Raw genomic sequence first — 13322 nt, forward strand, 5'->3', positions numbered from 1 at the left:
TTCTGCGCGTTTTTTATATAAGAGATACTTTTTGAACCCGCTTAAACCATTCATAACAAAGAAGCACAATTAAACATAAGTCGATTAAATCGCCTCCGTAATACATCAGCATAGCCCCTTGCTGCGCCCCTTCCGCCGAGACGTGCATAGGCGGGTGAGCATACACATATTTTGATAAAATACCGTGAGCGGCAAGAGCAACAACCAATACGGACGCTCGGTGCGTAAAAGTTTTTTGATGCGGCGAAGGATCGATTGAAATCATCGATACGGTGAATAAATAGCCGGCTAAAAACACGTGAATATGTACAGCGACATGCACGAAAAAAGAGTGATGCATCATGCCATACAGACTTGTTGTATAAAGAATCCAAAGTCCTCCTACGTTAAGAACAGAAGCTGTCACTGGGCTGCTGATGAACCGAACAAACCGTCCTTTTAAAAGTTTTGACACTTTTCTGGCTGCATGAACCGGAAGCGTGCGAAGCAGCAGCGTAAGAGGTGCTCCTAACGCCATTAAAAGCGGAGCTAGCATACCTAAAAGCAAATGCCCCGTCATATGCGCAGTAAAGTCCATATGAGCACGGGCTGCGAGCGGTCCGGCTACAGAAAATATGGCGCATAAAATACCAAGTGTCCAGCTGGACGTCCTATATAATGACCATTTTCTATACGTTGCATTCGAAGAAGCTACAGCCCACATGTATAAAAAAAAGGCAGCGACAAAAGGCAGGGCTAATAAAAGCTGAGATAATACTTCATATTTAATCATGATGTGCACCTTGTTTACGTGTAAACCATGTTAACATGATGCCAATAAGCAGCATCAAACATGCAAGTACATTCCACGTAATGTCGTAAGGTGCGATCTTCACTCCGTACCGGATTTGATGAAGTCCCATAAGCTTGTGCTGCACGGTCCCGTCATAAAGCTGAAACGCTCCGGCTCCAAGCAATACTCCTCCTAGCCACCTTTTCACCCACCAGCCGCCTCGGCGCCTTAGATCTGCCACCATAAAAAGTGATGCAATTGTAGCAAACCAGCTGAACGCATGAAACAAACCGTCCGACACTAAACCAGCGGCCGTTGTGGATTTATCATAAAAATGATGCCAATGAAGCAGCTGATGAAACACTGCTTCATCAATAAAAGCAACTAACCCTACGCCAAACAAAAAGCCTGACCAGCTATTTCGAGTGCGATGAACCACGCGCTGATTTGCAGTTGCTTCGTGTTTCTTTTCCATATATATACCTCCCTGGCAGCTCTTTAAGTTTATATCGATTCTAATGAACGTATACCCTATTAAAGAGAAATGAATCTATAATATGGAAAAATAGGAGCTATATCCTAATATCGTTTTCACTATCTTTTCACCATAAAGGTATAGGATAGTACTTGCGAAGCCAATTAGCATATTTTTTTCATAGTTTTACTCCTTTTGAAGATCTGCTTCCCCAGAGCAGGTCTTTTTTTATATCCNAGGTATAGGATAGTACTTGCGAAGCCAATTAGCATATTTTTTTCATAGTTTTACTCCTTTTGAAGATCTGCTTCCCCAGAGCAGGTCTTTTTTTATATCCCGTTTCTCTTTTCATCATTTTTTCACCATAAAGGTATAGGATAGTATTTGCGAAGCCAATTAGCATATTTTTTTCATAGTTTTACTCCTTTTGAAGATCTGCTTCCCCAGAGCAGGTCTTTTTTTATATTCAGTTTCTCTTTTCATCATTTTTTCACCATAAAGGTATAGGATAGTACTTGCGAAGCCAATTAGCATATTTTTTTCATAGTTTTACTCCTTTGTGAAGACCTGCTTCCCCAGAGCAGGTCTTTTTTTGTTTGATGTTTCTTTTCACTGTTTTTTCACTATTGGGCGGTAAGATAGTATGTGTAAAGCCAATTAGCATATTTTTTATAGTTTTACTCCCTTTCTAGTGACCTGTTTCCCAAAAACAGGTCTTTTTTTATTTTTTCTAAAAGCTTCCATCTTTTCACCGTTTTTTCACTTTTCTTTTGTATACTAAGTTTGTCAAAGCAATTTCATCATTTTTCATAAATGACCCCTATTTATTCCCCGCTTTTTGTGAGCGGGGCTTTTTTTATAAGAAAAACATATTTTTCTCCTTGTTTTTCAAAAAAGCTTTTCTCTTTTCACCGTTTTTTCACTTTTCTTTTATATACTGTTCTTGTCAAAACAATTTCATCATTTTTCATAGATGTACCCTATTTGCACCCGCTTCTTGTAAGCGGGACTTTTTTTGTTTTCATACAAAAAAGCTTAACCCGGAGGTTAAGCTTTTTTCGTCTGCTTGCGAAGAACAAGCATCATAATTGTAATGATAGTAAACGCGATAAACGCTAAAAAAGGAATGGTGATAAATCCAAGCCAGTTAATATATTGACCTGAGCAAGGAACACCGCTTGTACACGTTTCAAATGCTTTAAGAGCCGGTATCTTCTGCAGGCAATAATGATAGCCTGAAAGCGCCATACCAATCACAGAAAACGGCAGAACGTATTTGTAGATGAACGTATCATTCCGGTACACGGCTACACCTAGCACAATCGCGAGCGGATACATTAAAATTCGCTGATACCAGCAAAGTTCACACGGGATAAAGTGAAGAACTTCACTAAACGTCAAGCTTCCAAGCATCGCGATAAGCGCTGTAATCCACCCGAAAACCAAAGACTTGTTCATTATTTGTTCTCCTTAGCCGCATCTTTGACCATTTGATCAAAGTCATCGATTGTTTTTCCTTCGAATTTTTTGCCGCCTACATAAATGGTGGGTGTACCTGTGATGCCTAAATCATTGGCTGTCTTCATATCTTGATCAAACGCATTTTTTCCTTTTCCGTCTTTAAAAGCACTCGCTACTTTTTTCGCATCGGCATCGCTAGATACTTCTTTCAGCGTATCTTCTAAGTAAGATTCCGTTAAGACATCTTTCTTTTCATCCGCTGCGTTTTGCTTTTTATAAAGAAGTTCATGGAATTTCCAAAATGTATCGTTCCCAAGCTCTTTGTATACCGTCTCGGCAAACTCTGCTGCACGAGAGGAGTCATTGTTGATAAACGCATAGTTCATAAAGTAGAATTTGACTTTGCCTGTATCTACATAATCTTTTTGAATCAGCGGGAAAAAGGATTCCGTGAAGTTTTTACAAGCCGGGCATTTGTAATCTCCAAACTCTACTACTTCTACCGGAGCTGACTCTTTTCCAAGATACGGCTGATTATCATATGTAAGAGCGGCCTTTTCATCTCCTCCGCCCTTTGACATATTAGAAAGGACGATTAACCCTAAAATACAGACCGCAATAATTCCAATCACCCAAAAAATCCACTTGCTCGAGGACGTTTGCTGATTGGGCGTTACTTTTTTCTTTTTCTTTGCTTTTGACACAATCTCATCTCCTTCTTTTCTTTCTCTCTTACAAATTTACAAAGCTGTTAGAGCTGTAAAAATTAGCGCGCACAAAATAAAAAACACGTATAGCGACGTCAGCGTTAAAATAACAGGAGGCTGCATCGGCATTTTCGTTTCCGGATTTAAAATATATTGAATGCGATAATTAACCGACGTATCAGCAAACGATACGTGCGCACACGAAAGACTTGTCTGTCCCGTTTTAACCATTTTTAAAAGGGCGCTGCCGATGTGAGCAGATGTGCCATTTTTCACAATGGCATCTTGATCAGCCAGCACTTCACGCATGACTTTGAAACGTTTATGGCTCCATTTAATAAACGGAATATACCATAATGCAGAAGCAAGCGTGCTGAGTAAAAATGTTTTGAGCGGATCTTTGTTTGCAACGTGTGACTGCTCATGGTAAACAACAGCTTCTAGTTCATTTTCATCAAGCACTGAGAGCAATCCGGTAGACAGAACGATGTGCGGTGTAAACAACCCCATTGTTAATGCAATAGGCTGATCTGTTGTTAAAACTGTTACATTCTTTCCGTACGCTTTTTGCAGGCGAGCCGTTGTTGTTTCATTTCGCAGCTTCGTAATCATTTTACGGACTTTCCGCATTTGAATCACTTGCTTTACAGCTTTAATGAACAGTACAAACATCGTATGAAAAATAACCGCATTCAGCATGTATTCAATAAAAAACAAGCCGAAAAAGTGGGCTACTTTGTTACAAAGTAAAATTAAGTTAAACGATAAATTCCATCCAAACAGCAAATGCAGCACATACATGCCCATTTGCATAAGCAACGTCACGGCAATAAAAAAGCACAGGTTAAAAATAAGCTTAGAACGCTTTAGTATTCCTTGATTCATTGATTATTCATCCTTTTTTAACTGTTTGACTTTTGATTCGAGCATGCTTAACAGTGAATCATCGACCTCTTCTAACGCATCAAGCATATGAGTAACAGCAAGCGAGCCAAATTCGTCGATCAATTCGTGCGTTAACTCTTTCGACTGAGCGTCGATAAATTCCTCTTTAGAAAGAATCGGCTGATACATCGACGTACGTCCTTTTAAACGCTTTTGCAACACGCCTTTTTCCACCAATCGATTCATAACGGTCATAACGGTGTTGAAGTTCACTGCTTTTTCTTTCTCCAGCACGTGCTGCACATCTTTAATGGACATTTCACTTCCGTCCCATAAAGCCGTCATAATTTTTGCTTCCAGCGGGCCAAAAAAGCGATTAAGGCCGGTTTCATTAAATTTGAATTTTTCAATTTTCATATTTGACACCTCACACTACTAATTGTAGTGTGAGGTGTCAAATCCGTCAACTTTTCCATGACAACTGCCTTACAATTGTCATAATCACTTTTTTACTTCGTCGGTTAAATGCTGAATGGATAGCACAACTGTATCGAGCTTGGCTTCAATTCGGTGAAGTAAATAAAGCGTCACCACAACGGGAAAACCAACGTCTGAGATAAGCGTAAACCACTCTGTCATCTTCCTCTCTCCTTTTAAAAAAGCCCTTCGCACCGAAGTGGAAGGACTTTCATTTTTAAATCGTAAATTCGGTTACATTTCGCTCGACAATTTGGGCGCCTTTTCTGCCAACGAGCGCTCCGCCGCTTGAAGTAAAGACATCGCTTGCGATCAGCGCGTTCATTGCTGCTGCAATGGCTGCTGCGTCTAACGTATCTTTTGGTGATTCAATCGATAGACTTACTGCTTTTTGTGACTCATTTAAAAACTGCATCGTTAAAGTTTTCATACTCTACCTCTTTTCTTATTTTAAAAGTGAAAACGTGACAACTTCGTTGATTTCAACAAGCGGCAGCGACTGCAGGCTGGCAATGGTTTCGCTTGCTGTAATGAGTGCATCTGCAGAACTTCCAGGCTGAATGTTCATATAGGATTTGGTCTTTAAATCGGGTTTTCCATCCTCTTTTATTCCTTGTTCTAATACTAAGCGAAGCTGGCTTGAATGCTGAATTTTTTCTGCCATCTTTTATTCCCCCTTTCACTTTATATATAGAAATGGAAATAGGAAAGAGGGATGATGGAAACATAAAAATTTTTGGTTTATAATGGGAGATAGTCTGAGTTAGAAAGAGGCTTTGGTAATGAGAAAGTGGAGCTTTTTATTTTTTGTTCTAGCATTCATGCATCCAGCTTCAGCACTTGCTGACGACGGTGCAGATGAAAAAAAGCTTGGTCCGTTTTACTACACGGTTTCTCATGATTATAGTCGAGAAAAATGGGATGTAGGGGTGTTAAATCAGCAAGACAAAACGAACATTCCTGAGACTGATTTGAACGATGAAACGCTAAAATTGTTTCAGCGTACGGTTGATGATTTAGCAGACCTCGCGATTCGATTTGCTGCTATGAGCGTACTGCTTGTATGTTCACTCGTTGTTTTTACGTACTTTCGCATTCAAAAAAAACGCCCTTTTCTCCGCTTGTTTTTTGTTTTTTCAAGCGTTGGCTTTCTATTTTGCGTCTATACATCATTGGAGTTATTTAAAAAAACTGAACAAGCAAAATCTTTATTTTACTTACTATGACTTGAAACCCAAAAAAACCAGCCGATCGGCTGGTTTTTTCATGCATTTCTTACGGTTATGTAGTTCTGTTCATACGTCATTTCTTCCGTTTGCTTTTGCTGCTCCAGATGGTAATAAGCAGCGCATACTCCTCCTAACCCAGCCAGTGCTAGGACAATTAGAAGTATGGATGTCGCTTTTTTCATTGCCTTTTCTCCCCTTATGTTTAACCCTACCTAGCAACGGCATCCGTAAAAAAGAGTCCCCTTTCTCTTCTTTACTTGCTCATTACTTACGAAAGATATTATCATACTTTTTTTCACTTTTGTCATTTTTTTAGTTATTGTCAAAAAATTGTATATTTTATCCTTGATTTAACGAGTGTTTAAGGAAGTCAATGGACTGGTTTTTTGAAAGGCCAAACGCTGTCACGATATAATCAACGTAGGCAAGAAGCTCCAAATTCCCTCCTAATTTTGTCGTTTTAAATGATCGATTAAATCGGTATTGCTTTTTATCTGAAAAGGCGAGCCCTTCTCCTTCCAGAAATGTTTGAAATTGCTCATGCGGAAAGTAAAGCACATCGTTTCGAACGTTCTCTAAGTCAATGACAATAATCATATCTTCCAGCTCTGCTTTTAATTCCATCATACAATCGATGTATCCGCCGATGCAGCTGATTAAAGATGTGAGAAAAAAGGGTCCGTTTATATATTGAAACTGCTCAAAAATCGTCTCATCGATGTAGCTTGAAATCCTTGACTTTAATACGTCATGAATTTGTTTTGATTCTTCCATGTACGGAATAGGAATATGAAACTTAGCTGATCCGTTATAAAACTGCTCCCACGCAATTGTTTTATCATACGCATCAATCACATCTGTGCTTCGAAAAATGATGGATTCCGCTGAATAAGAGGCTTTAACAAACGGTGTATGCAGCATCACCGTACTTTCCTCGTCCAAACAATAGTGTTTGGGTTCGCTAGACTTGCTTAAAATATATTGCTTTAACCGTTCTTCTTCCATTTGTTCAACTAAATGCAAATCATATAGTGGCAGCACGTACATATTACACATCCCGTAATGAATATAGCTTTTCCCGTGCATCTGCCATTTTCTGTTATAGATAGACAGTTCTTTTGTGCAAAAGTCCTCTATTCGCTGCGTTTGATCCTCGGATTTTTGATAGAGTCGATCTAAATGATAGCGGTCATCGATTTCCGTAACAGGAGATGTGCCGCTTCCAATTCTTCTGTAAATTTTCCCGTAAGACATGTACGGAGGGTTCGGACCTTCAGGAATCCAAATAACAAAAACACCTTGCCCGGGGTGATCTTCAGGTGATAAAAAACGCGTAACGATACGAGGAATGGGATTGGTGACATCTTTAAGCATATTATTAATAAACAGCTCATATTCCTTGCGCTCGAGCAGGTTAATGGAATGGTCGTCTTCATCTACGCCAAAAATAAGCCACCCTCCTTTTTCATTGGCAAACGAAGCGATGATATTTGGGATTTTCCGTTTGACCGTTGAGCTTACTTCGCGCTTGAACTCAAGCTGATAGCCTTCTTCTAAATGTTTTTCCATCATGCGCTGCACATCTGAAAACTCAATTTCTCCAATTGTTTTTTTCTTTCCTTCTTCGCTTATAAATGGTGAATAAAACGATTCTTCGTTCACTTGTCTTCCCCTCCTCACCATTTCTATTTAACTTATCCATATGATGAGAAGTAAAAAGACAGTCATATTTCTTTGATTTTTTTCAAAAAACAAAGTTTTTACCAAATTAATCCTGTTTTATATTATGATAGAAAAAGAGGTGAAGAATATGATTGAAGCAATATTTTTAGACCGAGACGGAACCATTGGCGGCAGTAATGAAATACAATATCCAGGTGATTTTCAGCTGTTCCCCCAAGCAAAGCAAGCGATTATCGACATAAAGAAACAAAACATTCCGCTGTTTTCCTTTACCAATCAGCCCGATATTGCAAAAGGAAAGGTAAAGAAATCACAGTTTTTCTCTGAACTTTTAGCTTTTGGATTTGATGATGTTTACCTTTGTCCTCATGAAGATTCGGACAATTGTTCGTGCCGCAAACCAAGGCCAGGCATGCTGTTAAAAGCAGCCGAGGAGCACAGCTTGAATTTGGCTAACTGCATCGTGATTGGCGACCGGTGGAAAGATCTCGTAGCGGCCCATGCAGCAGGGGCACAATGTATTTTAGTGTTAACAGGAGCTGGGCACGACACATTACATGCACGGGAAAAATGGGCTGACGTACAAGCAGCCTTTATTGCAGCTAATATACAGGAAGCTGTTGAATTTATCTTTACATCACTGAGTTCACAGCTGATACTACCGCATTCACATACTCGTTAAACAGCTGATTATTCTGTAATAATTGTTCATACTGCGGAGTGGTGATTTCAAGCTGCAGTCCTTTATGCCGCTGATTGCCGTTGGCGATATTTCGAGGTGAAACGCCTTTTAAATGCACGGGCGTTTCACTGATCGGAAAACCTGAGAGCGCATGACGCACCGCTTTTTCTAACTCTTCGTCTCTTCCTCCGATATAAGTCGTGCAGACATGGCTATAGGCACCGTGAAGAGAAATCGTGACTTCTGATTTTTTAACAAGATGACGCGCCATTTCTTCATCGTAGTTTGCAGACGTAACATGCAATTCAAACGGATTTTCTGTTTTCAGCGTTTTAAATACGTACACGGTTGCATTCAGCTTTTCTGCTATTTTTTCCGCTACTTCTTCTGTCCCAATTTCCATCGTTCCTCCATGAATCGCAAGCACGACAATTTCCCTCCGGCGAATGACACATTCTATTTCGTAATCGATTCCGGCTCGTTCACACTGAGATAATTCTTGAAAACTTTGATACACATCCCTCATCTGTTTCTTCACACCTTTCTTTTATCTTCATATACCCAGGCTTTATTTTTCCTTTTTCTTCATATAGTAAAGGGATTAACCCTTTGTTTACTCATTTATTTTTGTTTTTATACTTTATATTTTAGTGTGCACAAAAATTTTTTTTGAAATTCGAAATAAAAGTATTGCCAAACAAACCGTCCAGACGGTAAAGTATTCTAGGGAAAATCAAAAAGGAGGAAATTCATGTGTCTACATTTGATGATATATTGCTTGCAGCTACGCAGGTTGTACAGCGTGACGGCGTTGGAAATTTGACGCTTGAAAAAGTAGCAAAAGAAGCCGGCGTCAGTAAAGGCGGTTTGTTGTATCACTTCTCTTCAAAAGATGAATTGATTAAGCAAATGCTGTATTCAGTCACAAAGAAATATGATGACGGACTAAACGTACAAGTTGAACATGACGATTCTCCTGGCAAATGGAGCCGGGCTTATCTCGCTGAGACGCTTCATGACCTTCAGCGTGAACAAGTGATGAGCGCGGGGTTACTTGCAGGTATTGCAACCAATCCTGAACTCCTGCAGCATTTTCAAAAGCAATACGAAAAGTGGCAGCAGCACATTGAACAAGACGACATTGATCCAGTCCTTGCTACCATTGTGCGCTTAGCAGCTGACGGATTATGGTTCAGTCAAATGTTTGGGCTCGCACCCGTGGACCCAGACATGCAAAAACAGATTCAACAACAACTTCGGAAATTAACAGAGGAGGGTTTTCGATGAAAGCCTATTTATTTTTAGCGATTGCTATTAGTTCAGAGTTATTTGGTACATCTATGTTAAAAGCATCAAACGGATTTACAAAATTTTGGCCTAGTCTTGGTGTTTTATTAGGGTTTGGTCTTGCTTTCTATGCGCTTTCCACATCGCTTCAGCACATTCCACTCAGCGTTGCGTATGCCATTTGGTCTGGTGTAGGAACTGCTGTAACAGCTGTGATTGGCGTAGTCATTTGGAAAGAAAGCGGCAGTCTCACGATGGTATTTGGCATCGTATTAATCATTGCAGGAGTCATTCTTTTAAATTTAAAATCAGTGGCTCACTAAAAAAAGAGCCAGTAAATACTGACTCTTAAGCAAAGGAGGAAAATCGACTGTCTACTTATGAAAGTAGTATGTATCGTTTTCCTTTTTTTTATACTCTTTTATAGATTAAACGGGTCTAGGAATTTAACAGATGGATATTTGTCCTGGAACAAACGCCATACAAAATCGTTTTCAAACATAAGAACGGCATGTTTATCACGATCTTCTACTAGCATCACGCGAGAATCTAGCATGCGATCTTCAATTGTTGATTTGTCTACCCATTTTGCAATGTTATGAGACATGCGCGTGAATTCAAGATCGACGTTGTACTCACCTTTCATACGGTGTTCAAACACTTGGAACTGAAGTTCACCGACTGCTCCTAAAATATAATCTCCAAAGAACGGCGTACGGTAAAGCTGTACGGCTCCTTCTTGTACAAGCTGATTAATCCCTTTTTCAAAGTGCTTAGATTTCATGGCATTTTTCGCACGAACTTTTACAAACAGTTCAGGCGGGAACTTTGGAAGAGCATCAAATTCGAATACTTTTCCCTCTCCTACAATGGTATCGCCAATCTGATACGTACCCGAGTCATACAAGCCAATGATATCCCCTGGATACGCTGTGTCTACTGTTTCACGGCTTGATGCCAAGAACTGATGAGACTGAGCTAGCTTCATTTTACGGTTCGTTCTTGCTAACGTCACGTTCATTCCACGCTCGAATTTCCCTGAACATACGCGTACGAACGCAATGCGGTCGCGGTGAGCTGGGTTCATGTTCGCTTGAATTTTAAAGATGAAACCTGAGAAGTTTTCATCCGTAGGCTGAACGGTGCCATTCGTTGATTCACGAGGCTGCGGCGGTGATGTTAATTGTAAAAATGAATTAAAGAAAGACTGTACACCAAAGTTTGCAATCGCACTTCCGAAGAAAACAGGTGTTAACAGGCCTTGCTTTACTTTTTCAATTGAAAAATCATTACCTGCTTCGTCTAATAGAGATAAATCATCCACTAAGCCTGGTAAATACATTTCATCGACGTGTTTTTTAATTTCATCGTCGATATTTTCACCGTCAAAGTCTGCAAAATATGACTCTTTGTTTCCTTGGTATACTTCAATTTGTTTTGAAAAACGGTCATACGTTCCTTGGAATCGTTTCCCCATGCCAATTGGCCACGTTACAGGGTATGATTCAATACCGAGTACATCTTCAATTTCTTCAAGCAGCTCAAGCGGCTCTTTTCCTTCACGGTCTAATTTATTGATAAATGTTAGAATAGGAATACCACGCATACGACAAACTTTAAAAAGTTTAAGCGTTTGTGCTTCAATCCCTTTTGTTCCGTCAATAACCATGACCGCACTGTCTACAGCCGTTAAGGTACGATACGTATCCTCACTGAAGTCTTCGTGTCCTGGTGTATCCAAGATGTTAATAAAGTGATCTTTATACTCAAACTGCATAACACTTGATGTAACCGAAATTCCACGTTGTTTTTCGATTTCCATCCAGTCAGATGTAGCAAACTTACCTGATTTTTTTCCTTTAACCGTTCCGGCTGAACGAATCATTCCGCCCAGTAACAGCATTTTTTCTGTTAACGTTGTTTTCCCGGCATCCGGGTGAGAAATAATGGCGAATGTACGACGTGAATCGACCATCGTTTCTTGAAGTTGGTTGTTCATACGTTTTAAAATCCTTTCTGCTCTACAATTCCTATTTTCATCATTTCATTATACGCTTTTTTTATACTGCGTGACTAGTTTTTTTCATATTTGAATACTTCTACAAAATCAAAGAAATCGTCAACAAGGTGTAAAAAGCGAACAAGAAAAGACCCCTTTTATAAAAGGGGCCTTCTCCCAGTTTAGTTTAACGAACGACCAGAGAAACGTTCTGCTGATCGGCTTAAACTTTATAAAAAAAATTACTTTTGAACGTTAGCAGCTTGTGGTCCACGGTTGCCTTCAACGATTTCAAATGTAACTTCTTGACCTTCTTCTAAAGTTTTGAAACCTTCGCCTTGGATAGCAGAGAAATGAACGAATACATCGTCTTGTCCTTCTACTTCGATGAAACCGAAACCTTTTTCAGCGTTGAACCATTTTACTTTACCTTGTAACATATCTCTTTTCCTCCTTGTGTGACAATCCACACATTGTGTATTACTCTATTCCTGCTCTTACAATAAGTCAAGACGAACACTTCGAACTATCCTTACCGAACAAAAATAAGCACCTTTATTGTAACAAATCCTCCAAAAAATTTCAAAGGAATTTGCACATTCTTTTTGTTTGGTTTTATCCCTTACCTACAGCCTTTCTGCCCCTTTTTAAGCAGCTGAATGTGAACGCATTATTCGCAATTTTTCTTGATGTTTTTTCTTGTATAACGATCCTTTAAATGGATAACGCTATAGAGATAGATACTCTTTCTATTTATGAGAAAGCAGGTGACATCACAACTTATGGAAGACATTCTCATGTCCCTTCTTAGAACCTTTGTTTCTTTTATTATCTTAAGCATTACAACTTTCCTGATTGGAAAACAAATTAACACGCATAATAATCATTTTACATTTGCGATGTCCATCATCATTGGGTCGTTCATCGCAAATATGGGATTTGATTTAAAATTAAAATTTCTGCCGATGTTCGCTTCTTTTGCTTTTCTTGTGGCCATTCATTTTCTTTTAGCATCAACAGCTCTAAAAAGCAGGCGCTTGCGAAAATGGATTACAGGACGCCCGACGGTTATTATGGAAAAAGGAAAGCTTCTTGAAGCAAATATGAAAAAAGTCAAATATTCTATTGACGACTTGAATCAGCATTTACGAGAACTAGGAACGTTCAACATTGCTGAAGTAGAATTTGCTGTTTTAGAAGTAAGCGGAAAACTGTCGGTATTAAAGAAAACTGCTTATCAAAACATTGCCAAACAGGACGTTTTGTCTAAGCCGTTTAAAGAAATGAATTTACCGGTAGAACTCATCATGGACGGAGAAATTATTCATAAAAATTTAACATCTCAATATACCGAACAGTGGATCAAGCTTGAGCTTTCAAATCGTCAGCTTCAGTTGAACCAAGTGCTGTATGCAGTTGTGTCAACAAACGGCATGCTCTATGTAGATGAGTATAAAGATCAGCTGTCCTCTCCTACAGACAGAGAATAAGGTTGAGACATAACTAAATTACGCCAATGTAAAGGCAGACAAATGAGGTGAATGAGTTCGTATGGATCGCTTGAGACATCGCTGTTAACTTCCGTGCAGGGCTTCGGTCTCCTATCAACAGCTAGAAGCAATTATATATATAAAACCTATGTTCACGACCACCATAAAAAAACCC

General features: G+C 39.4%; 19 protein-coding genes. 5 read left to right on the plus strand and 14 right to left on the minus strand.

Translation table 11 applies throughout. From position 1 onward, the window contains the following. Positions 1-13: 13 nt before the first annotated feature. The 9 genes from ACFX40_RS19390 to ACFX40_RS19430 all read right to left on the minus strand — a co-directional run bounded on the left by ACFX40_RS19390 (position 14) and on the right by ACFX40_RS19430 (position 5441). Positions 14-772, minus strand: a complete 759-nt coding sequence (locus ACFX40_RS19390; RefSeq protein ID WP_060746365.1) for a cytochrome c oxidase assembly protein — start codon at positions 770-772, stop codon at positions 14-16. Further along, positions 765-1247: a DUF2243 domain-containing protein gene (locus ACFX40_RS19395; protein ID WP_060746366.1), complete on the minus strand. Its 483-nt coding sequence runs from the start codon at positions 1245-1247 to the stop codon at positions 765-767. Before ACFX40_RS19395 ends, ACFX40_RS19390 begins: the two co-directional genes overlap by 8 nt. Before the next feature lie 1047 nt (positions 1248-2294). Beyond that, positions 2295-2705 carry a disulfide oxidoreductase gene (locus ACFX40_RS19400; RefSeq protein ID WP_057244416.1) on the minus strand — a complete coding sequence of 137 codons (411 nt, stop codon included), beginning with the start codon at positions 2703-2705 and terminating at the stop codon, positions 2295-2297. Beyond that, complete coding sequence (locus ACFX40_RS19405; RefSeq protein WP_028409246.1) at positions 2705-3412, minus strand: DsbA family protein; 708 nt, start codon at positions 3410-3412, stop codon at positions 2705-2707. The genes ACFX40_RS19400 and ACFX40_RS19405 overlap by 1 nt, the downstream gene beginning before the upstream one ends. A gap of 36 nt (positions 3413-3448) precedes the next feature. Next, positions 3449-4300, minus strand: a complete 852-nt coding sequence (locus ACFX40_RS19410) for a M56 family metallopeptidase (protein WP_098779002.1) — start codon at positions 4298-4300, stop codon at positions 3449-3451. Between the two features lie 3 nt (positions 4301-4303). Continuing rightward, positions 4304-4717: a BlaI/MecI/CopY family transcriptional regulator gene (locus ACFX40_RS19415; protein WP_028409248.1), complete on the minus strand. Its 414-nt coding sequence runs from the start codon at positions 4715-4717 to the stop codon at positions 4304-4306. Positions 4718-4801: 84 nt separating this feature from the next. After that, positions 4802-4939, minus strand: coding sequence for a YvrJ family protein (locus ACFX40_RS19420; RefSeq protein ID WP_013083928.1), 138 nt, complete (start codon positions 4937-4939; stop codon positions 4802-4804). Between the two features lie 55 nt (positions 4940-4994). Then, a complete protein-coding gene (locus ACFX40_RS19425; RefSeq protein WP_028409249.1) occupies positions 4995-5207 on the minus strand; it encodes a DUF2922 domain-containing protein in 213 nt (70 codons plus the stop codon). A gap of 15 nt (positions 5208-5222) precedes the next feature. Next, the gene (locus tag ACFX40_RS19430) at positions 5223-5441 is read right to left on the minus strand and encodes a DUF1659 domain-containing protein (protein ID WP_013057868.1); all 219 of its coding nucleotides are present in this window, start codon (positions 5439-5441) and stop codon (positions 5223-5225) included. Positions 5442-5559: 118 nt separating this feature from the next. On the opposite strand from ACFX40_RS19430, the gene ACFX40_RS19435 reads away from it, so the two are divergent. Continuing rightward, positions 5560-6003: a hypothetical protein gene (locus tag ACFX40_RS19435; protein ID WP_028409250.1), complete on the plus strand. Its 444-nt coding sequence runs from the start codon at positions 5560-5562 to the stop codon at positions 6001-6003. A 38-nt stretch (positions 6004-6041) separates the two neighbouring features. Here the strand turns inward: ACFX40_RS19435 and ACFX40_RS19440 are convergent, their stop codons facing one another. Beyond that, positions 6042-6188 (minus strand): hypothetical protein, encoded by a 147-nt coding sequence (locus tag ACFX40_RS19440; protein WP_165351766.1) that lies wholly within the window; start codon positions 6186-6188, stop codon positions 6042-6044. Between the two features lie 157 nt (positions 6189-6345). Next, positions 6346-7668 carry an AlbA family DNA-binding domain-containing protein gene (locus tag ACFX40_RS19445; protein WP_353749431.1) on the minus strand — a complete coding sequence of 441 codons (1323 nt, stop codon included), beginning with the start codon at positions 7666-7668 and terminating at the stop codon, positions 6346-6348. A 148-nt stretch (positions 7669-7816) separates the two neighbouring features. Between ACFX40_RS19445 and ACFX40_RS19450 the strand changes: the two genes are divergently transcribed. Beyond that, positions 7817-8371, plus strand: coding sequence for an HAD-IIIA family hydrolase (locus ACFX40_RS19450; protein ID WP_028409252.1), 555 nt, complete (start codon positions 7817-7819; stop codon positions 8369-8371). On the opposite strand, the gene ACFX40_RS19455 is transcribed toward ACFX40_RS19450, so the two are convergent. Continuing rightward, positions 8322-8897 (minus strand): poly-gamma-glutamate hydrolase family protein, encoded by a 576-nt coding sequence (locus ACFX40_RS19455; RefSeq protein ID WP_353749432.1) that lies wholly within the window; start codon positions 8895-8897, stop codon positions 8322-8324. The genes ACFX40_RS19450 and ACFX40_RS19455 overlap by 50 nt on opposite strands. Before the next feature lie 227 nt (positions 8898-9124). Between ACFX40_RS19455 and ACFX40_RS19460 the strand changes: the two genes are divergently transcribed. Both ACFX40_RS19460 and ACFX40_RS19465 read left to right on the plus strand, forming a co-directional pair. Beyond that, complete coding sequence (locus ACFX40_RS19460) at positions 9125-9658, plus strand: TetR/AcrR family transcriptional regulator (RefSeq protein ID WP_034276194.1); 534 nt, start codon at positions 9125-9127, stop codon at positions 9656-9658. Then, positions 9655-9981, plus strand: coding sequence for a DMT family transporter (locus ACFX40_RS19465; RefSeq protein ID WP_013057875.1), 327 nt, complete (start codon positions 9655-9657; stop codon positions 9979-9981). Before ACFX40_RS19460 ends, ACFX40_RS19465 begins: the two co-directional genes overlap by 4 nt. 98 nt (positions 9982-10079) lie before the next feature. Here ACFX40_RS19465 and ACFX40_RS19470 read toward each other — a convergent pair whose 3' ends face one another. Together ACFX40_RS19470 and cspD are read right to left on the minus strand one after the other, a co-directional pair. Continuing rightward, positions 10080-11657, minus strand: a complete 1578-nt coding sequence (locus ACFX40_RS19470; protein WP_016764821.1) for a peptide chain release factor 3 — start codon at positions 11655-11657, stop codon at positions 10080-10082. Positions 11658-11899: 242 nt separating this feature from the next. After that, the gene (gene cspD / locus ACFX40_RS19475) at positions 11900-12097 is read right to left on the minus strand and encodes a cold-shock protein CspD (protein ID WP_013057877.1); all 198 of its coding nucleotides are present in this window, start codon (positions 12095-12097) and stop codon (positions 11900-11902) included. 327 nt (positions 12098-12424) lie between these two features. On the opposite strand from cspD, the gene ACFX40_RS19480 reads away from it, so the two are divergent. Further along, the gene (locus tag ACFX40_RS19480; protein WP_255293562.1) at positions 12425-13147 is read left to right on the plus strand and encodes a DUF421 domain-containing protein; all 723 of its coding nucleotides are present in this window, start codon (positions 12425-12427) and stop codon (positions 13145-13147) included. Positions 13148-13322 lie beyond the last annotated feature (175 nt).

This window comes from Priestia sp. YIM B13552, assembly GCF_042787775.1.
Classification (GTDB): domain Bacteria; phylum Bacillota; class Bacilli; order Bacillales; family Bacillaceae_H; genus Priestia; species Priestia megaterium_E.